This is a genomic window from Nocardiopsis sp. N85, assembly GCF_028882275.1.
GTDB lineage: Bacteria > Actinomycetota > Actinomycetes > Streptosporangiales > Streptosporangiaceae > Nocardiopsis > Nocardiopsis lambiniae.
On sequence record NZ_JARBUT010000004.1, the window covers coordinates 1 to 19,773 of the forward strand.

The following is a 19,773-nucleotide window of genomic DNA, read 5'->3' on the forward strand; positions in this document are numbered from 1 at the left end:
GATGGGTGAGGCGGGGGTCGGGCCGGGGGAGCCCACCGTCGCCGTCGCCGGCTGACCACCGCACCTGCGTTCCGCGCGGCCGCGTCCCCGTTCCGGGGGCACGGCCGTTCGCGTTCCTCGGAACCCGCACGGTCGGTCCACGGGAGGGCGACCCAGGAGAGGTCGATCTCCGGGACCACGCCGAGAACCCTCGCTCGCACCCCTTGAACACCCGCTCCGGGAGGAGCATGGTGGAGGCGCCGACGTCCTGGAGTCCCCCGTTCAGGAGTGCTCACACCCATGATCCGACACGAAGTGCGCCTCACCCCCGTCATCGGCGGCGCGATCCTGACCTTCGGAGTGCTCAGCACACTGCTCGGTCTGTGGGCGGTCGGCCTGGGCCTCTTCTCGCCCCTGGTGTTCCTCGGCCCGGTCTTCATCGTCCTGGGCGTCGTGCAGTGGCGCAGGGTCTACTTCCGGGTCGATCACCGGCCCGGCAGCGGAAGGTCCATCCTCTCCGCCCCGGGTCAACGGGGCAGGCTCGCCGAAGGCGTCACGGCCGCACCGGGCGAACGCTTCGCGGTCGAGAACGGCCGCATCGTCCACGTGGCGGCCGACGGGACCCGCACCCCCACCCCGGCACGGCGGTGGCCGTCCCGTTCCTCGGACTGGCGGGCGCTGACGGCCGCGCTGGAGGCGGTCCCGCCGCAGGAGCCCTCCGAGGCCCCGGAAAGCGGTGCTTGACCGGGTCCCGCCCGTCGTGCGCGGCGGGGACGTCGATCCTCGGGGCCGCCTCCCGATCCTGAGCGGCCGTAGGCCCTGACGGGGCCGCGCCCTCAGTCGCGCCGCAGGGTGAACCAGAAGGTGGGCACGGGGTTGGTGCCGGGGGTGGTGTCGATCAGCTCCCAGCCGGAGAACCTCGTGCTCAGCTCCTCGGCGCTCACCCCCGCCGTCGGGTCGTCGAAGGCGCCGGGGCCGTACCCGAACATCAGCAACAGCGCGCCGGGCGCCGCGCGGCGGGTGAGCCCGGCGGCGTAGGCGTCGCGCCGGTGCGGTGGGATGCCGCACAGGCAGCTCAGATCGAAGAACAGGTCGAACGGACCGGAGGCGTCCACCTCGTCGAGCCGGGTGGCGTCGGCGTGCAGCAGCCGCGGCGTCACACCCGCCTCCGCGGCCTTCACGCGGGCCGTCTCGACCGCGCGCTCGACCAGGTCCACCCCCACCACGTCCCAGCCGTGCCGGGCCAGGTACACGGCGTTGGTCCCGGTGCCGAAGCCCAGTTCGAGGGCCCGCCCCGCCGGCAGCGCGCCGTCGCCCTCCACCAGGGCCACCAGTTCGGGCGGGGTCACGCCCGTGTCCCACGGCGGCGGGCCCTCGCGGTAGAAGTCCTCCAGGTAGTCGCGTTGGGCCCGCTCCTGTTCGATCTCGGTACGCGGTCGCCCGCCGTCCGGTCGCGGGCTCGTCCGTGCCTCGTCCATCGATCCTCCAAGTATTTAGAGTTGCTCACTAGTGTTGATATCTAGTTATAGGCTCGGGGTGTGGACACAGTCAAGAAGCCGGACAAGCGGACCGAGCGTGCGCGCCGTACCCGCGAGAGGATCATCGAGGCCGCGCGGGAGCTGTTCGTCGAGCAGGGGTACGGGGCGACCAACCTCCAGGAGGTCGCGGACCGGGCCGGCGTGGCCGTCCAGACCGTCTACTACGTCTTCCGCAACAAGCGCACGCTGTTCAAGGACGTCATCGACGCCTCCATCGCCGGGGACACCGAGCCGGTCGCCACCATGGACCGGGAGTGGTTCCGCTCCGCGTGCGCCGAGCCCACCGCGGCCGGGCAGTTGCGCGCACACGTCCACGGCACCCGGCGGGTCCTGGAGCGGGTCGCGCCGGTCATGCCGCTCATCGCGGCGGCCTCGGCCACCGACCCCGAGATCGCCGCCCAGTGGCCCGATGGCGAGGAACCGCGCTACACCGTGCAGCACGCCGCGGCACGGGCCCTGGCCGACAAGCCGGGCCTGCGCCCCGACATCACCGTCGCGATGGCCGCGGACCTGCTCTTCGGCCTGCTCAGCCCGCAGCTGTACCTGCTCTTCGTGCGGGATCGCGGCTGGTCGCCGGACGAGTGGCAGGACTGGGCCCTGGCCACGCTGAGCGCCCAGCTGTGCACCGCCCCCGCGGGCGACGGGCCCACCTCCCGGACGCCCTGACCACGGAGGTCGCGACATCCGCCCCGGGGCCGACACGGGCGAAGATCGGCTTCGGGGCCGGTCGTTCCACGCTCGCCGCGTCGGTGCCGTGGCGGACCGCGATCCCGGTGGTGCTCGGACCGGCGATCGCCGCCGTCGGCGGGGTCGGGATCGGTAAGGCGTGTTTTCTGTATACACGCAGGTCACATGAGTGTGGTCACATAGCGTGAACTGATGTGACGTCTCTCACGTTGATGTGCGTTTTCTTGCGCGAGAACGCACGTTCATCGCGTGGATTCCGGATAGACGCAATGAATGTGGGTCATGTTACCCAGGTAACGCGGCTACCGTTGCTGAGGGCGTTTTCGGTGCGTTACAGGTACGAACCGAACAGCCCTCCCCCCACACCGCACCCCACCCGGGGCACCCTGGCGTGCCCGGACCCGGGAGCGGTGTGCTCGCGTCAGAAACGAGGAGTGACACGTGGTCGATCAGAAGACCCCCGCGGGTGCCCCCGGGGCATCCGCGCGCCCGGGCGGTGCGCCCGCGCTTCGGGAGCGCCTGACCAGGCGCAAGCCGGTCGAAAAGCTCGTGGCCGAGACCGAAGGCGCCGGAGGCGCCGGGCTGCACCGGCACATGGGCTTCTGGCAGCTGTCCATGATCGGCATCGGCGCGACACTGGGCACGGGTATCTTCGTCGTCCTCGGTGAGGCCGTGCCCGTCGCCGGTCCCGCCGTCATCATCTCGTTCGTCCTCGCCGGCATCACCGCGCTGTTCTCCGCGCTGGCCTACGCCGAGATGGCCGGCATGATCCCGGCCTCCGGCTCCGCCTACTCCTACAGCTACGCCACCATCGGCGAGTTCATGGCGTGGATCTGCGGCTGGTGTCTGATGCTCACCTACGGCGTCTCCGTCGCGGCCGTGGGCGTCGGCTGGGGTCAGTACATCAACGAGCTCCTGTACCTGACCACCGGCCTGTCCCTGCCGGGCGCGGTCCTGGCCGGGCCGCTGGAGGGCGGGCTCGTCAACCTGCCCGCCGCCATCGTCGTCCTGCTGTCGATGTTCGCCCTGCTCGCCGGGGTGCGCGAGAGCAGCCGCGTCAACGCCGTGATGGTCACCATCAAGATCGCCATCCTGGTGATGTTCGTGGCCATCGCCATCACCGCCGTCCAGGACGGCAACTTCGCCCCCTTCATGCCCATGGGCATGGCGGGCGTCAGCGCCGCCGGCGCCACCCTGTTCTTCTCCTACATCGGGTTCGACTCGGTCTCCACCGCCAGCGAGGAGGCCAAGAACCCGCAGCGCGACCTGCCCCGCGCGATCATGTTCTCCATGATCCTGGTGACCGCCATCTACTGCCTGGTGGCCTTCACCGCGGTCGGCGCCCTCAACTGGACCGACTTCGCCGACGGCGAGACCTCCCTGGCGGGCATCCTCACCAAGGTCACCGGCACCCCGGTCTGGGCGGTCATCTTCGCCGCCGGCGCCGTGCTCGCCCTGGCCAGCGTCGTTCTGGTGGTCCTCTACAGCCAGACCCGCATCCTCTTCGTGATGTCGCGCGACGGCCTCATCCCCAAGGCGTTCTCCAAGGTCGACGCCAACGGCACCCCGCGCCTGAACACGATCATCACCTCCGTGCTCATCGCCGTGCTGGCCGCGTTCATCCCGCTGGGCCCGCTCGCCGACGCCACCGCCATCGGCACCCTGTTCGCGTTCGCCCTGGTGAACGTGGCGGTGCTGGTCCTGCGCCGGAACCGCCCGGACCTGCCCCGCACCTTCCGGGTGCCCGGGGCGCCGGTCACCCCGATCCTGGGCGTGCTGGCCTGCGCCTACATGATGGCCAGCATGGGCGCCGGCGTGTGGGTGGCGTTCGGCGCGTGGCTGGTCGTCGGCCTGGCGATCTACTTCGGATACAGCATGAAGCGCTCCGAGCTGGAGACCGACGGCGTCGTCGAGGTCCGTTCCTGATGTGAGCACACCCACGAAGGGGGTCGGGATGTCCGGCCCCCTTCGTCGTGTTCGAGGTGAGGATCGCGAAAAGCACGCTTTCAGCGTGAACGTGCGCGAAGGCGCAATGAAACACCACGAAATGACAAGAAGACGCAAAGCATCGCATCCGTGGCGCACACTTCGGACGGGGTTCGCCACCTAGAGTGGACCCGGCCCGAAAGCCACCCCCACCAGCGATGACGACGACGGACCGGACGGAGGAGCGATGGCACCGCGGACCCTGCGCGCGGCCCTGGACCAGGGCACCGGGCACAGCGGCGACACCGCCCACGCCCTGCGCCGTCTGGCCGACCGGGCTCGCACCGCCGCCGCAGGGGGAGCGGACCTGCTCATCGGCCCGGAGATGTCGCTGACCGGCTACAACATCGGCGACGACGTCGGCCGTCTCGCCGAGGCCGTCGACGGGCCGCTCGCCCAGGCCGTCTCGGAGATCGCCGCCGACACCGGCGTCGCCATCGTCCACGGATTTCCCGAACGCGACGGCGACGCGGTGTACAACACCGTCCGCCTCGTCGACGGCGCCGGCACCCACCTGGCGGCCTACCGCAAGACCCACCTGTTCGGAGACCTGGACCGCGACGCGTTCACACCGGGCGACGTCCCGGTCGTCCAGGCCGACCTCGCCGGGGTACGCCTCGGACTGCTGGTCTGCTACGACGTGGAGTTCCCCGAGCCGGTGCGCGCCCACGCGCTGGCGGGGACCGAACTCCTCATCGTGCCCACCGCGCTCATGCGCCCCTTCCTCGACGTGCCGAACCGGATCGTCCCGGTGCGGGCGTTGGAGAACCAGATCCACCTGGCGTACGTGAACCGCTGCGACACCGAGGGCGACCTGCGCTACGCGGGGCTGAGCGCCCTCATCGCGCCCGACGGGTCCGAGACGCTGCGGGCCGGAGCCGACGAGGAACTCCTCATCGGCGACGTCGACCCGGGCGCCATCGGCCGGGCCCGCGAGGAACAGTCCTATCTGGACGATCGCAGGCCCGAGCTGTACGGGGCCCCGCGCCGCTGAACCACCCGCCCGACCGCACCCATCACCATCGCTCGACACCCTGGAGGGGATCCATGACGTCTGCCGTGCCCACGGCCGCCGGCGCCGCACCGGCGCAGGACACGCCGCTGAACATGTGCGGACCGGACTTCCCGTTCGCCTACGACGAGTACCTCGCCCACCCGGCGGGGCTCGGGCAGATCCCGGCCGACCGGCTGGGTACCGAGGTCGCCGTCATCGGCGGCGGGCTCTCGGGGATCATCACCGCCTACGAGCTCATGAAGATGGGGCTCAAGCCGGTGGTGTACGAGGCGGACCGGATCGGCGGGCGACTGCGCACCGAGCGCTTCCCGGGCGTCGACGAGGAGGAGATCGTCGCCGAGATGGGGGCGATGCGCTTCCCGCCGTCGTCCACGGCGTTCTGGCACTACATCGACCGGGTCGGGTTGCGGACCGAGCCGTTCCCCAACCCGCTGGCGCCGACCACCCCGAGCACCGTCGTGGACCTCAAGGGGGAGTCGCACTACGCGACCACCCTCGACGAGCTGCCCGCCGTGTACCGAGAGGTCGCGCAGGCGTGGGAGCGGACCCTCGAAGAGGGGGCGCAGCACTCCCGGATGCAGCGGGCCATCCGCGAACGCGACGTGGCGACCCAGAAGGAGATCTGGAACGAGCTCGTCGAGAAGCTCGACAACCAGACCTTCTACGGGTTCCTCTGCGACTCCCCGGCCTTCGCCTCCTTCCGTCACCGCGAGATCTTCGGACAGGTGGGCTTCGGCACCGGGGGATGGGACACCGACTTCCCCAACTCGATCCTGGAGATCCTCAGGGTCACGTACACGGGTGCGGACGACGACCACATGGGGATCGTCGGCGGGGTCCAGCAGCTTCCGCAGCGACTCTGGGAGGACGCCCCGGACAAGATCGTCCACTGGGCGCAGGGCACGACCCTGGCGGAGTTGCACGGGGACGGTCCCCGCCCGGCGGTCACGGCCCTGCGCCGCACCGCGGCGAAGGGGTCCGCGACGGGGAACATCACGGTGACCGACGCGTCGGGGTCCACCCGGACCTACGCGGCGGCGGTGTTCACGGCGCAGAGCTGGATGATGCTGTCCAAGATCGACTGCGACGACGCCCTGCTGCCGATCGACCACTGGACGGCGATCGAGCGGACCCACTACATGGAGTCCTCGAAGCTGTTCGTGCCCGTGGACCGGGCGTTCTGGAAGGACAAGGACCCCGAGACCGGGCGCGACGTCATGAGCATGACGCTCACCGACCGCATGACGCGGGGGACGTACCTGCTCGAAGGACCGGACCCGGACGGGCCCGCGGCGATCTGCCTGTCGTACACCTGGTGCGACGACTCGCTGAAGTGGCTGCCGCTGTCCCCGAACGAGCGCCTTGAGGTCATGCTGACGTCGCTGGCCAAGGTGTACCCGGGTGTGGACATCCGGTCGCACATCACGGGGGACCCGGTGACGGTGTCGTGGGAGGACGAACCGTACTTCATGGGTGCCTTCAAGGCGAACCTTCCGGGGCACTACCGGTACCAGCGGAGGCTGTTCACGCACTTCGCGCAGGACGGGCTGCCGGAGAGGTACCGCGGGCTGTTCCTCGCGGGCGACGACGTGTCCTGGACGGCCGGTTGGGCCGAGGGCGCGGTGCAGACGGCGCTCAACGCCGTGTGGGGGGTGATGCACCACCTGGGTGGTGCCACCGACCCGACGAACCCGGGCCCGGGTGACGAGTTCGAGGAACTCGTGCCCGTGGCCCTGCCCGAAGGCTGAGATCCGGGGGGATCTCCGAAGACGACCTTGAGCTGCGCGGACGCGAACCCCGCGCGCGATGAGGACGTCGAGAGCCGATGGGAACGTGCACCCCGGGGTTATGGGGATGACCCCGGGGTGCTCTCGTGCCCGGAGTACTAGAGTTTTCGCAGGAAGGCGTTCCACTCCGAGGAGGGGAACGTGAGGTGGCCCTTGTCGGGGTTCTCGGAGTCCCGCACGGCGGCACCGGTGGCCACCTCCGCCACCTCCACACACTCCCCTGTGGTCGTACTGTGGCTGCTCTTCCGAAAGATCAGCCCGTGTTCCTCCTGCATGCGCACTCTCCTCGGTCGGCCCGTGCCTGCTGAGTGATTACCCCGGGTGGGTACGGTCGCCCGCTCGACGGATGGCCGGATACGGCCAGACCTGTCCGTGTGATCTGTTCGAAGAGTGCTGTAAGCATGAAAGTCGCTCTCACCACTACGCCTGGTGAGAGCAACCCGGAGTCACCTGTTGAGGCTCACCGCTTCTACAAGAGCGATCCAAGCGGGGGCGCCGAACTCCAGGTGTCCGAGTTCCCGGTGCTGAGTGTCTCGAACGAGGGTTGCCTCGCCCTCGCAGACCTCCACGCAGTTATGCGCCCCGTCGCTGTAGCTCGACTTGTGCCAACCCATCCGCATACGCTCCTTTTACATGCCGGAGGTAGTCCACGGACTCCCTCACGGACCTCGCGTTGGCTTGCAATCTACTGAACAGGGTTACGAACTGGCGAACCATATGGGGTTCATCCGTGGTCTGTCCCAGATAGACCGACTCGGCATGGAGCACCTCAGGGGCTGAAGGCGACGCTATGAGCGAGAACGGGCCGTCAGGGCCTACGTGTGGCAGCGGCCCCCACCTGTAGAGCTGAAGCTGTACACGCCCGGAAAGGGAGAGCTGGATGAGGGCGTCGATCTGCTCCCGCATGACCTGGTCGCTCGCTACCGGCCGTAGCACGGTCATGTCGTCCAGGACTACGTGATACTGAGGACCTCCCGATCGGATTACCTGGGAGGAACGTTCGATCCGGACTGTCGCTTTCTTCTCTATGTCCGCTTTGTTTAGCCACGGGGCGCCTGATTCGAACACGGCTTTGGCATAGGCGAGAGTCTGGAAGTTTCCCGGGATGAGTACGCAACTGTACTGACGGATGAGTTCCGCCTCCGCTTGTAGCAGGTGCACCTGCTCTTGCCAGTCGAGGCGTTCGGGGGAGTAGAGGTCCTCGTAGAGCTTGACGAGACGCCCCGCAGCCCGGAGGAAGCCGTCCAGGTCATCCACCTTCGACTGATCGAGCTTCTTCCAGCCGCACTCGATCTGAGAAATGAAACCTTTGGTGTAGCCCAACAGGTTGGCCACGTTGAGCTGGGTCAAACCACGTTTCTTCCGCCAGTGAGCGATGGCCTGGCCAAACCGGGCGTTTGATATATCCTTTTTGTCTACTTTTTCCATGTGCGCTCTCCCGTGTCCCCGCCATGGCTTGCCAGAATACCGAAGTTTACTGAAGTAAACCGGAGGTATTCAATAGTCTCCAGATTGACGTATTGCCTTTCTCTTGCTCTGAGCTTGGGGAATGCTTGGCGGTGTACTGCTCGCGGATCCATGAAGTAGACCTTGGCGCTCTCGGCTTCGGCTTGCTCGCCGTAGCGGATCCATGGCCTGGCCTGCGAGAAGCGAGTGCACGAGAAACACGAAGCGCCCCAGAGCCGATGACAGCGGCTCCAGGGCGCGGATCTCCACCCGAACCCGAATCGATCGAGGTGAGACGGAATGCAGTGTAGCGCCGAGAAGGCGGCCCCTCCGGGGGTGAATCAGCGCGCATCGACGGCGGTGATCGTCGGGCGGGTGGGGGTGCGTCACCTGCGGGCGGGCGAACTCTCCGCCGTGCGGCGGATGGCGGCGGCCTCGGCCTTCGCTCTGCACCACCACGCCCCCGGCCCGGCCGGGGACCTGCTCTCCCCGGAGTTCTCCCCGAACCGGCCCCCGGCCCGGCCACAGAAGCGGGGCCCGGCGCGTGTGGTGCCCCTGCGCCCGGACCTGGTCGGTTGGACCCTCCCGCTGACCGCAGGCGCCCCCGTGCCCCTGGTTCCCGGGCGCGGCCGTCACCACCGGCCCGAACAGCCCACGGTGCTGTCCCTGGCCGATTACGCCCACAGCCGCCCATCACCCGCACCCGCGCCCGCATCCCCGGCCCCGACCCCTGTCCGGACGCCCGGGGTGAAGCCGCTTCCGTCCCGCCCCCGGATCCGTCGGTGTGCGTCGCGGGTGCGTACCTACGTCTCCCACCCCGCCCGGGACCTGGCGCCGCTCGCGTTGGCGGTGCGCGCCTACCTCGCCACGGGGGTGCGCTGACATGTCCACCGGCGACGTGCGCATCGCGGACCTGTTCGAGGCCATCGGCGACGCCTTGACCCTGCCACCCGGGGCGAGCCCCGATGACGAGGTCTGGCGCCACACCCTGCTCGGCCACCGGGCGCGGGCGGTGTGCGCCGCGCTGGACCACGTCAAGGCCACCGGGGACCCGATCGAGGCCATCGACCTCCTGGACCTGGGGGTGGAGGCCCACCCCATCACCTACACCCCGCTCCCTCTCCCGCGCACCGGGGGCGGGCGGTGATCCCCCCGCCGTGCGGGCACACCGCCCTGGACCGGGGCGGGCTACGGCGGACCTGTGTCCTGGACACCGACCACGACGGCGACCACCAGGACGTCAAGGGATGGACCTGGCACCCACCGGAGACCGTCCTCGACGGATTGCGGTCCCGATGGGGCACCACGCACCGCATCGCGTGGACCGGATCGATGTGGCTGGCCACCCACCGCGACCCCACCGCCGCCTGGCGCACCCACGTCGAACCCACCCCCGAACAGTTGGAGGAACGCCTCCACCAGCACGCCGACCAACCGACCGACCGCGCCCCACGGCACCGGTGACCTCGGAGTCCACCACTGAGCGGCCGCGGGCCCGATGAACACAGGGCCCGCGCCCCGCTCGCCCTTCCTCTCCTCCTCCGTCTCGTATCCGCTTCTCCCGGCTCTTCCGAGCACCCGTCACCCGTTCGAGAAAGGTCACGATGAACACGACTCCCGACCTCACACGACCCTCCCGGCCGTTTCCGCCGCCCGCCGCAGAACAACAGGACTGCGGTATGTGCGACGGCCAGGGCGGTCGGTGGATCACCGGCGACGGGGCCACCCCTGGCAAGAATCACCGCCGGTGGGTCCCCTGCGCCGGCTGCAACGGGACGGGGAAGAAGTGACGATCGGGCATGACGACCCCATGAAACCCGCCTCGGAACCGACCCTCGACGCACTCGCCGTCACTCTCACCGCCGCCTTGGCCGACGACCTCCGAGCCCGAGGCGTCCCGGAACGCATCGCCTCGGCGTTCGCCCGGGTCCCCCGTCACCGCTTCCTTCCGGACACGGTGTGGACCCTGGACGGCGACGCGATCGACCGGGCCGCCGACCCCGACGCCTGGCTCCGCACCGCCTACTCCGACCAGCCCCTCACCACGCAGCTCGACGACGGCACGACGACCGACGGGCGGGGATCGCCGTCCTCCTCCTCATCGGCTCCGAGCGTCATGGCGCGCATGCTCACGGCCGCGCGTCTCGAACCCGGGCACCGCGTTCTGGAGGTGGGGACGGGCACGGGGTACAACGCGGCGATCCTGTCCGACCTCCTCGGTCCGGCGAACGTCACCACCATCGAGATCGACGAGGAGGTCGCGGCCACGGCCCGCGCCAACCTCCACGCCTGCGGGTATCGACCGACCGTCCTCGTCGGCGACGGGGAACTCGCGAGCACGCCCATGGCGGTCTACGACCGGCTCATGGCGACCTGCTCCGTCGCGGACCTGCCCTGGGCCTGGCCGGACCTGATCGGCGGAGAGGGTCGCATCATCACGCCGTGGGCTCCGACACCGGGCGCGCCGGCGGGGGCGCTCGCGGTCCTGGAGGTCGAACGCTCGGAGGTCCGAGGGCGTTTCGAGGGCGGATCGTCGTTCATGTGGGCGCGTGGACAGCGTCGCCCGAACCGGCCCGCCCCGGACGCGCACGCCCGCCCGGAACACGTCACCCGCACCGACACGGATCCGCGTGAGCCGTTCCTGGACGGGGAGACGTCCCTGATCCTGTCGCTGCTCGTGGGGGAGTGGCACTACGGCATGCGCATGGAACGGGGGGCGACCGAACCCCATGTCTGGATCGGTTCCACCTCCGACGGCTCGTGGGCCCGTCTGCACGCCGACGGACGGGTCGAACAGGCGGGGGTCCGCCGACTCCACGAGGAGTTCACGGCGGCGTTGTCCCGTTGGCGGGACCGAGGAGAACCGCCCGTCGACCGTTTCGGCCTCACCTTCGACCGCGATCACGCCACTCGGACCCTGTGGTCGGACAGCCCGGCCGACACGCTCTGGTCCGCCCGATGGAACCGGCCGACCGCCCACATGCGCCTTCGGCGGCGCTACTTCGACCTCGTCGTCTCCGGGCGCAAGACGGTCGAGGTCCGCGTCGCGGACGATGCCCGCGAGCGGCTGCGGGTCGGGGACGCGCTGCGTTTCCGATGCGACGGCGCGGAGGTCGCGACCCGCATCACCGGCCTGACGCGGTACGCGACCTTCGAGGAGCTGCTCGAACACGAACCGGTCGCCGCCATCGACCCGACCACCACCCGCGAGGGTCTGCTTGGCGCGCTCCGAGAGATCTACCCTCCCGACCGCGAGGCGAGGGGAGTGCTCGCCATCGCCATCGAGACAGTGAGCCGTCGAACGTACGAAGAATGAAGTGATCCGTGTTCGCAGTGCGATCACACTTCCAGGACGTAGACCTCCCAGCACGGCGGCTCGACATCGGGAAAGGGACCGTTCCTGCCGACCAGGCGCCATCCGAGGTGCCGGTAGATGCTCTGCGTCTCGACCGCGGAAGGCTGAACCGATAGGACGGCGCGTTCCTCCGTTCGGGTTCTCAGGAGTTCATCGATGAGTCGTTTCCCGATTCCACGACCCCGCCACGTCGGCAACAAGGCGAGGCTGGTGAACGCGAATGTCCTCCCCTCCCACTCCTCGGTGAAATCGGCTGGGAGGGGGGGCTGGGATGGACCTCCACCACCCGTGGTCGACCGGTAGCCGATGTCCGTAGGAGTAACCGATCACCTCATCCTCGTGTTCTGCGACGATCACCCGCGAAGAAGAATCCTCCGCCAGCCGTCCGAGGCTCTCGACATTCCTTGGTGAAGTGTGCGAGTCCCATGAGAAAGGATCCCTCAGAAAGACTTCGTCATGGATGAGGCAAATCGAATCGAACCATTTCCGAGGAAGATGTCCGTTTGCCGATTTTATAACGAGATCGCTCACTCGAACCTCCTGGCCTTCGTTCTTGATTCTTCACCCAGCGTATCTTCCCCCAGGGACTCATAGATTTCGGCTGCGTACAGCCAATGATCTGCTGCTGTCGCTGTCTCACCGAGTTGATGGTGAACGTCGCCGAGCAAGTCCGATGACATCGCCAGGCTTCGTCGGTCTTTGAAGCCATCGAATGTCCTGGACGCTCGTACGAGTAGTTCTGCGGCCTCGCGTCCCCGACTCAGTTCTGCGAGCGATTTCGCCAGTGGAAGCGCTCCCCACGCCTCGCTCCATGCGTCATCGATCTCGATGAATACCTGAACGGCGTCACTTCCCATGGACACCGCCGCATCGAAATCGCCGATGAGCCGCGCATGCTCACCCAGACTGAGCAGGGCCATGCCTTCCCCGCGGCGTACTCCGTTGGCACGAAAAACCTCTCTGGAGGAATGGAAGTGGTCACGGGCCCTGTCCAGGTCTCCCATTTCCAGGTGAATGAGACCCAACCCTCTGAGAGAGAATCCGATGAGCCACGGGTCTTCGGTCTCCTCGGCGTAGGATATGACGCTTTCATAGTTGGCCATGGCGCTTTCTCGTCGGCCGCTGCGCCAGTCGGCGTCGCCCAGAGCGAAAACATTGGATGCCTCTCCGAGTCGGTCGCCGATGACACGGGCCGCCTCGGCTCCGATACGGTGGATATCTTCCCATTCTTTCCACGAGGAGTGGAGTTCAAAAAATCCATCGACGACAACGGGAAGCTTCCAGGCGATGTCGTATTGACCTGTGTCCATCGCCTGGTCCAGTGCGGCCAGGATGTTCATGTGTTCTACTTCGAACCAGGCCATTGCACTTTTCGCATCAGCGAATCGTGGTACCACAACCTGATTTTGGGGGACAAGGGGAACCTCATGCGAGTAAGGAAGGATGGCCTTGCGTCCGGCATCCGAGGCGAGAAGGTACCAGCTCAGGGTTCTGCGAACTGATTTGGATCGATCTTTCTGGCTGACCCCTTCTTCCAGGAGTTCTTTTGCATAAGATCTGAGTAGGTCATGCAGGCGGTATCTGTTGGTGGAAACTTTTTGGAGGAGATGGGTCGAAGAGAGTTCATTGAGAATCCGCTTGGTGGCGCGCTGGTCGGAATTTCCGAGAAGCGCTGTGGCCGACTCCGTGCCGAACGTTCGCCCTGGGTGGAGTCCGAGTAGACGGAAGGCGCACTGTAACTCCGTTGATATCGCTTGGTACGACCAGGAGAACGCGGCGCGCACATCGCTGAGTTCGTCCCCGCTGGAGGCGAGGGAGTCGAGTCGATGCTGTTCCTCCTCCAGTTCGGCGACCAGGTCGGCGAGCGGTAGTCCTGATCGGTCCACGGCGTGTTCGGCGACCACCCGCAGGGCCAGGGGAAGATGACCGCAGAGTTCGGCGACCCGGACCGCCGCCTCTGGCTCCGCCTGGACGCGGACGGTGCCGATCACTCGCGCGAGCAGTTCCACGGCGTCGGTGGGGTCGAGGACGTCCAATGTCACGCGTGCGGCCCCCTCCCGGGCCACCAGGCCCGCCAGCGTGCTTCTGCTCGTGATCAGGGCGAAACACCCGCTGGACGCTGGAAGAAGTGGGCGGACCATGCCGGTGTCGGACACGTTGTCGAGAACGATGAGCATTCGCTTTCCGTTGACCATGGACCGGAAAAGCGAGGAACGTTCCGACAGCACTTCGGGGATTCTCTCACCCGGAACATCGAGGGCTCTTAAGAAGTGGTCCAAGGCTTGGTCGGCGGTTACCTGGGCATCTGGACCATATCCACCGAAATCCACATAGAGATCTCCGTCGGGAAACCTATCCCTGACCTGATGCGCCCAGTTGATGGCGAGTGCCGTCTTGCCGACTCCCGGGCCCCGGAGACCGCAGAGACCACCACTGTCCTGTTCTCATCTTTCAGAAGTCCGTCGAGTTCTCTCAGGCTGTCAACCCTATTGACAAATCCATTGATCGGGATGGGTAGTTGTCGAGGCAGGGGGCCGGTTCGCGTCTCGCTCAAATTGACGGAACCGTGCATCGTTCCGATTTGAACCACGGCATGAGCCTTGCCGTCGAATTCATTGATGTTCTTGTGCATTCAGTTCGGACTGTCACTCGGGTTGGAACAGAACATCGTACCGTTCGGAGAATTCCTTGAACGGGATCGACTTGTTCACCGCGAGGTCCCGCCACAGGTTGGCCTGGACGATCTTTTCGGCGTCGTCCACGATTTCTGCCGCCTCGAACTCACCGTCATCTTTATAGTGCATGGTGATGAGGTGGGAGGAGTCGAACAGCCAGTAGTCATAATTGGGAAGCCCTTCGGGCCATTCCCCCGGATTCACGGGAATGATCCGCACATCCTCGCCTGCCGCGACGGTGTGCGTGTAGGCCCAGGAGCATTCGAACCTCACGTAGTCGGACAGGGGCTCCTCGACGACATGCACCCGATGCAGGATCCTGCCGGATGCGTGGGCCGGTCGGACGGTGCCGTCGATCCATCCTGCGATGCCGGGGAACTCGCCCCGTTGTTGGCCGTTCAGAAAGAGATCGAATTCCTTTTTCTCATAGGAAACGTCATATTTTTGTAGAGATTCCAAGCGATAGGCGGTGAATTGGAACTCCTTGAAAAACCGATTGAACTCTACGTCGTCGAGCGAACGGAATATGCGTCCCACTTAGCTTTTCACACCCTTGTTCCGGAGCTTGTCTGCGGCCCCCAGCAGTACATCCGGCGCGATCTCCAGGGCGATCTCCCCGGGCAGGACGTTGGCGAGGCCCGCGAAGGTGTCCTGGTCGACCGCCGGACCCTGAACCACGATTCGACCGTTTTCGGCCAGGTAGACAGTGGGGCAGCCGTTGCCGCCCGAGCCTTGATCTTTGTAGAGCATCGTGAGTCGCATGGGAATCTCCTCATGAATTTATTTATAGCTTTTCAATTTACCTTGGTCGATCATGTGCGTCAACCTCTCCGAACCGGCCGATGGCGTCCTCCTCTTGTTGAATCGATTGTGGATGATCGCGACCTCTGGTGCGCTTGGGGTGTGTGAATCGAGTGGAGATGCCGAGGAGGCACCGGGTAAAGATCTCCTGCTCGTCGCGGGCATCCGATGATCGGACGAAATGTATCTTCGCGTGTCATTTTCAATATTTATGTTCGGTATGTGTTCTCTGTGAAGAGCGGATGAGATGCCGTGACATTCTTTTGGGCCTCGGTGATCATGTCATCGAAACATCTCTCGGCCGTGTTCGAACGGGTGCGGACGGACTCGCGCGGGCGCATACGGGGACACGGCCGCGGCGCTCAAGGGAGGCGAAGGCACCACGGCGAAGGCGTCAACCGAGGTGCGGCAGACCGGCCCGCGTGAACCCGAAACCGCACGCCCCCCGGTAGAAACCCTCAAGATGGGGCTCATGGTCGACGTGGACCCACTCGATTCCCGCCTCTCGCAGATCCAGGATCAGAGCCGTCACCACGCGGCTCCCCACCCCCTGCCGGGGCGGAGACCTCCACGCCCCGCCAACCGTCACGGACGTTCCGATCCTCCTCGAAGGAGCCTGACGATTCCTCGGTGCCACCGAACTCCTCGCGGGCCGTTCACCACGCTCTCCGCGTGAGCGGTACCACCGGGGCGGCGTTGACCGCACTTCGCGAACGACGCGGACACATCACCCGCGAAGCCCATGACCCACGAGCACCCGCACGGGGAGGGTCACCTCCCCGCCGTCACCGACGAGGTCCGCCAGGGATCGCTCGAACCCCGCGCGGATCCGCCGCCGGGTGTCCTCCCCCTGCCCCCGGACCAGGGCCGACACCCGCACCGTTCCGGACATGAGCCCCTCCCACAACGCGTCGAGGGACGCCACCGTGTGGGTGAGCGACACGGCCGTGACCCCCACCTCGGCGAGTCCGGCCGAGGACAGCAGATCCCTCAACCGACCGGCATCGGAGAAGTGGAAGAAGGCGGGGCCCGCCGGAACCGCCGGGTCGGTCCGCGCGCCGACCGCCTCCGCCGCCGCCGCCAGCATCGAGAACATCGGTACCTCCTCGGGAGCGCCCCAGGTGGACAGCGCCACCCTGCCCCCCGAAGCCGTCACCCGGACCATCTCCGCCACCGCGCGGGCGTGGTCGGCCAGATGTGGGAGGAGGAACCCGGCGACGGTCGCGTCGAACGCCCCATCGGGGAAGGGCAGGTCGTGGGCGTCCGCCACCCGCAGCCCCAGGTCGGGTCGCAGCAGGTGCGCCAAGGCGAGTATCCGCGCGGACAGGTCGGTCCCGGTCACCTCGGCTCCCCGATCCAGGGCCAGACCCGCCACGTACCCCGGGCCGGTGGCCACGTCCAGCAGCCGGTCACCGGGCCCCACCCCGGCCGCGTCGAGCAGGGCCTCGGCAGCCCGTCCGGTCACCGGCCCGAGGAAACGGTGGTACCGGTGGGCGATGGAGTCCCAGCCCTCCCTCTCGAAGCGGACGAAGGCATGATCGGTGGTCGAGGTCCTCATGGCCGTCCCTCCTCCTCCCTCTTCTCCCTCTTCACACACCGAGGAACGTGTTCACCCGTGCGGCGAACGCTTCCGGTGCGGTGTCCATGGCGATGTGCCGCTGGCCGGGCAGGACCTCGACGCGCGCGTCCGGCAGCGCCCGCGCGATCGACTCGGCCCCCTTCCGGAAGATCTCGGGGCTGTCCCCGCCCACGAGGAGCAGCACGGGGCGGTCGAGCCCGCCCACGTCGCGCGGCTCGAACCGGTAGGCGTCGGCGGCGCGGAGTTCCCGCGCGATCGTGTGGGCCGCCGCCATCCGGGCCCGCCAGCTCGGCAGTGAGCGGAGCAGTTCCAATTCGCGGTCGGGCATGCCCACGACGGCGCGGAAGAAGTACGCCACCGCGTCGCTCCGACGTCCCTTCGCCAGCAGGGACTCCAGCTCCGTCATGACGTGGTCCTGGACCTGTCCGCCGAAGCCGACGGGCGGCTCGTACAGGATGACCCGGCGCACTCCCGGGACATTCGGGGCCGCGCCCAGGGCGCACAGCGCGCCGTAGGAGTGCCCCAGCAGGTCCACCCCGGTACCGGTCTCCTCGGCGACCCGGTCCACGACGGCGGCGACGTCCTCGTACTCCCGCTCGATCCGGTAGTCCTCGGCGTCGCCGCTCAGTCCCCGACCGCGCCGGTCCAGGGTGTGCACACACCGCTCCGACTCCAGGAAGGGCAGCACGGTGCGCCAGCGGTCACGGTCCGCGGTGGTGCCGTGGACGGCGACCAGGGGTCGGCCCCGGCCGGTGCGGCCGAACCCGATGACGGTCCCGTCCTCGGACGTGACACGGTGCGTGTCGCCGATGGTCGACTCCCGCGCCTTCACCCGGGCGGCGGGGACGGGCCCGGCCGACGCGTCGGGGGCGGCGTGTCCCGCTGGGGACGGACCTTCCCTCGGCTTCCCGTCGTCGAGGCGACCGACCGCGCGGACGCCGTCGCCGAACGACCTCTCGGCGGCGGGAGCACGGTGATCGAGGGCGCTCGACGCCCTCGGCACGTCCCGGTCCCGCTCGCCTCCGGAGCGACGACCGTGCGATCCGCCGGTGCGGACGCTCTCCTCGTTCGTCATGATGGCCCCCTCGGTCGTCGGTGTGGACGATGTCCACCGGTCGTTCCAGCGTGCGCCCAACCGGATCAGGGCGCATCGGTAGTTCTACGCAGTGCCCGCGGACTCCTCTACGCGGTGCCCCGGACTCCTCTGCGCGGTGCCCCGGACTCCTCTGCGCGGTGCCCCGGACCCCTCTGCGCGGTGCGTCGCACCGGTTCACGGGGTGGAGGACAGGACCGCGTGACGCATGGCGAACATGGCGGCGGCGGCCCGGCTGGACACGCCGATCTTCGCGTACACGTCCTGGACGTGGTGTTCCGCCGTTCGCGGGGAGACGTCCAGGCGTCCGGCGATCTGGCGGTTGGTCAGCCCCTCGCAGAGCAGCCGCAGCACCTGGACCTGGCGGTCGGTCAGTCCGGCGGGCCATACCCGACGCCCGCCTCGGGCACCGTCGTGGCCCGCGGCACCGAGGACGGCCTCGGCGGCCTCCGCCTCCAGAGCCCCCTCCCGGGCGTGCGCGCGCAGGACCCGGGCCGCCTCGTCCAGGTCCAGCGCGGCCCGGTGCGGCCGTGCGGCCCGCAGCGCGGTGAGTTCGTCGGCCGCCGCGAGCACGCACACGGCCATGGGGATCTCTCCGGACTCCAGCCCCCGGTGATACCCGGTGCCGTCGCACCGCTCGTGATGGGATCCCGCCAACCGGGCGACGGCGGCCAGCGGAGGGCAGCGGCGCAGGATTCGCTCGCTGTAGTAGGCGTGCAGCCGGACCTGCTCCCATTCCCCTTCGTCGAGGGCTCCCGGTCTGTCCCAGACACCGGAGGAGACCGCCACCCGGCCGAGGTCGTGCGTCCACCCGGCGGTGCGCAGCCGGCCGTCGGACGCCTCGGGCAGGCCCAGGCGGACGCCGGCCCGGTGCGCCGACTCCGCCACCCCGGCCGAGTGTCCGTGCAGGTAGGGGCTTTTCAGGTCGACCATGTCACCGAACGCGCGGGCCGCCTCGTCGACCCCGTCGGGGGTCAGTCGGCGGACCGGGCGCGGCTCCGCGTCGAGGACGGCCCGCGTGGGATCCGCGTCGGCCGCCTCCCCGAGCAGGTCGGGGCCGTGCCGGTGGAAGTCGGCGACCAGGGCCGGGTCCAGGAGCGTCCCCGAACGGCGCTCCAGCATCGCGAGGGCCATGGCGGTCCCCCCGATCCCGTGGAAGAGCGCGGCGGTGGAGGCCACGTGGGTCAGGCGGGTGGCCAAACGTATGTCGTCCCCGGCCAGCCCGCGCGGTCCCCCCTTGCCGTTCCACCACTCGAACATCTGCGTGAGCGCGCCGCCGACCCCGGCTCCCAGCCCGAGCCGGTCGGCCATCTGGGCGGCCACCTCACAGTTCGCCCGGTGGCCGTCGCGGTCGATGACCGGACCGTTCAGGAAGGTCGCCGCGGTCAGGCGCAGACGGCGCATGGGCGCGGCCCCCGCCGTGACGCCGGGCAGGAAGGTCGCGAAGACGTCGCGAACGTCGGAGAAGTCGGTCCTGGAACCGGCTTCGTTGACCCGGACGTCGTCCCCCAGCAGCAGGGCCGTCTCGTGCGCGAACGCGGTACAGCCGACGTGCCTGAGCAGGGAGGCGTGGTAGGCGTCGGCGACCGTGGTGGGGTCCAGGTTCAGTGCGCGGGCGAATCCGGTGGTGACCAGGCAGGAGAACAGGGACTCCCCGGGCCGTCGCGCCATGCCCAGATCCATGACGAGGGTGAGTCCGCACAGGAGATCGGACAGCCGGACGCCGGACGCGTCCTCGGATCGTTCGGCGCCCATGGGACCACCCCCACCTCTTCGACCACACTGTTCCTACCCACGGCGGGCCACCGTCCGCACCCCCCACCCGTGGGTCC

20 protein-coding genes and 1 pseudogene are annotated in these 19,773 nt (G+C 68.2%); 9 read left to right on the forward strand and 12 right to left on the reverse strand.

Annotated features, from left to right (window positions below; all coding sequences use genetic code 11):
• Positions 1-279: 279 nt before the first annotated feature.
• A complete protein-coding gene (locus PWG71_RS07400; protein ID WP_274808807.1) occupies positions 280-723 on the forward strand; it encodes a hypothetical protein in 444 nt (147 codons plus the stop codon).
• Between the two features lie 92 nt (positions 724-815).
• On the opposite strand, the gene PWG71_RS07405 is transcribed toward PWG71_RS07400, so the two are convergent.
• Positions 816-1,457, reverse strand: coding sequence for a class I SAM-dependent methyltransferase (locus tag PWG71_RS07405; RefSeq protein ID WP_274808808.1), 642 nt, complete (start codon positions 1,455-1,457; stop codon positions 816-818).
• A 60-nt stretch (positions 1,458-1,517) separates the two neighbouring features.
• On the opposite strand from PWG71_RS07405, the gene PWG71_RS07410 reads away from it, so the two are divergent.
• The 4 genes from PWG71_RS07410 to PWG71_RS07425 all read left to right on the forward strand — a co-directional run bounded on the left by PWG71_RS07410 (position 1,518) and on the right by PWG71_RS07425 (position 6,953).
• Positions 1,518-2,183, forward strand: a complete 666-nt coding sequence (locus PWG71_RS07410) for a TetR/AcrR family transcriptional regulator (protein ID WP_274808809.1) — start codon at positions 1,518-1,520, stop codon at positions 2,181-2,183.
• 462 nt (positions 2,184-2,645) lie between these two features.
• Positions 2,646-4,130, forward strand: coding sequence for an amino acid permease (locus PWG71_RS07415; RefSeq protein ID WP_274808810.1), 1,485 nt, complete (start codon positions 2,646-2,648; stop codon positions 4,128-4,130).
• A 247-nt stretch (positions 4,131-4,377) separates the two neighbouring features.
• Complete coding sequence (locus PWG71_RS07420; protein ID WP_274808811.1) at positions 4,378-5,184, forward strand: carbon-nitrogen hydrolase family protein; 807 nt, start codon at positions 4,378-4,380, stop codon at positions 5,182-5,184.
• A 53-nt stretch (positions 5,185-5,237) separates the two neighbouring features.
• The gene (locus tag PWG71_RS07425) at positions 5,238-6,953 is read left to right on the forward strand and encodes a flavin monoamine oxidase family protein (protein ID WP_274808812.1); all 1,716 of its coding nucleotides are present in this window, start codon (positions 5,238-5,240) and stop codon (positions 6,951-6,953) included.
• 137 nt (positions 6,954-7,090) lie between these two features.
• On the opposite strand, the gene PWG71_RS07430 is transcribed toward PWG71_RS07425, so the two are convergent.
• The 3 genes from PWG71_RS07430 to PWG71_RS07440 all read right to left on the reverse strand — a co-directional run bounded on the left by PWG71_RS07430 (position 7,091) and on the right by PWG71_RS07440 (position 8,420).
• Positions 7,091-7,267, reverse strand: a complete 177-nt coding sequence (locus PWG71_RS07430; RefSeq protein ID WP_274808813.1) for a DUF397 domain-containing protein — start codon at positions 7,265-7,267, stop codon at positions 7,091-7,093.
• A 171-nt stretch (positions 7,268-7,438) separates the two neighbouring features.
• Positions 7,439-7,612: a DUF397 domain-containing protein gene (locus PWG71_RS07435; protein WP_274808814.1), complete on the reverse strand. Its 174-nt coding sequence runs from the start codon at positions 7,610-7,612 to the stop codon at positions 7,439-7,441.
• Positions 7,566-8,420 carry a helix-turn-helix domain-containing protein gene (locus PWG71_RS07440; RefSeq protein WP_274808815.1) on the reverse strand — a complete coding sequence of 285 codons (855 nt, stop codon included), beginning with the start codon at positions 8,418-8,420 and terminating at the stop codon, positions 7,566-7,568. Before PWG71_RS07440 ends, PWG71_RS07435 begins: the two co-directional genes overlap by 47 nt.
• A 318-nt stretch (positions 8,421-8,738) precedes the next feature.
• On the opposite strand from PWG71_RS07440, the gene PWG71_RS07445 reads away from it, so the two are divergent.
• The 4 genes from PWG71_RS07445 (at position 8,739) to PWG71_RS07460 (ending at position 11,754) form a co-directional block, all read left to right on the forward strand.
• Complete coding sequence (locus PWG71_RS07445) at positions 8,739-9,320, forward strand: hypothetical protein (RefSeq protein ID WP_274808816.1); 582 nt, start codon at positions 8,739-8,741, stop codon at positions 9,318-9,320.
• A 1-nt stretch (position 9,321) separates the two neighbouring features.
• On the forward strand, positions 9,322-9,585 hold the full coding sequence (locus PWG71_RS07450; protein ID WP_274808817.1) for a hypothetical protein: 264 nt from the start codon (positions 9,322-9,324) through the stop codon (positions 9,583-9,585).
• Complete coding sequence (locus PWG71_RS07455; protein ID WP_274808818.1) at positions 9,582-9,902, forward strand: hypothetical protein; 321 nt, start codon at positions 9,582-9,584, stop codon at positions 9,900-9,902. The genes PWG71_RS07450 and PWG71_RS07455 overlap by 4 nt, the downstream gene beginning before the upstream one ends.
• 346 nt (positions 9,903-10,248) lie before the next feature.
• Positions 10,249-11,754 carry an ASCH domain-containing protein gene (locus PWG71_RS07460; RefSeq protein WP_274808819.1) on the forward strand — a complete coding sequence of 502 codons (1,506 nt, stop codon included), beginning with the start codon at positions 10,249-10,251 and terminating at the stop codon, positions 11,752-11,754.
• Positions 11,755-11,777: 23 nt separating this feature from the next.
• On the opposite strand, the gene PWG71_RS28760 is transcribed toward PWG71_RS07460, so the two are convergent.
• The 8 genes and pseudogenes from PWG71_RS28760 to PWG71_RS07495 form a co-directional block, all read right to left on the reverse strand.
• Positions 11,778-12,101: a GNAT family N-acetyltransferase gene (locus tag PWG71_RS28760; RefSeq protein WP_446724991.1), complete on the reverse strand. Its 324-nt coding sequence runs from the start codon at positions 12,099-12,101 to the stop codon at positions 11,778-11,780.
• 219 nt (positions 12,102-12,320) lie between these two features.
• Complete coding sequence (locus PWG71_RS07465) at positions 12,321-13,157, reverse strand: tetratricopeptide repeat protein (RefSeq protein ID WP_342455952.1); 837 nt, start codon at positions 13,155-13,157, stop codon at positions 12,321-12,323.
• Positions 13,158-13,559: 402 nt separating this feature from the next.
• Positions 13,560-14,201: pseudogene (locus PWG71_RS07470) on the reverse strand (NB-ARC domain-containing protein); the annotation flags it as partial.
• Between the two features lie 237 nt (positions 14,202-14,438).
• Entirely contained in the window at positions 14,439-15,005 is a 567-nt protein-coding gene (locus PWG71_RS07475) for a DUF6879 family protein (RefSeq protein ID WP_274808821.1), read from the reverse strand.
• Positions 15,006-15,230, reverse strand: a complete 225-nt coding sequence (locus PWG71_RS07480) for a hypothetical protein (protein ID WP_274808822.1) — start codon at positions 15,228-15,230, stop codon at positions 15,006-15,008. It lies immediately after the preceding gene.
• A gap of 766 nt (positions 15,231-15,996) precedes the next feature.
• A complete protein-coding gene (locus PWG71_RS07485; protein WP_274808823.1) occupies positions 15,997-16,827 on the reverse strand; it encodes a class I SAM-dependent methyltransferase in 831 nt (276 codons plus the stop codon).
• Between the two features lie 31 nt (positions 16,828-16,858).
• A complete protein-coding gene (locus PWG71_RS07490) occupies positions 16,859-17,923 on the reverse strand; it encodes an alpha/beta fold hydrolase (protein ID WP_274808824.1) in 1,065 nt (354 codons plus the stop codon).
• Positions 17,924-18,118: 195 nt separating this feature from the next.
• Positions 18,119-19,696 (reverse strand): HD domain-containing phosphohydrolase, encoded by a 1,578-nt coding sequence (locus tag PWG71_RS07495; RefSeq protein ID WP_274808825.1) that lies wholly within the window; start codon positions 19,694-19,696, stop codon positions 18,119-18,121.
• Between the last annotated feature and the right edge of the window lie 77 nt (positions 19,697-19,773).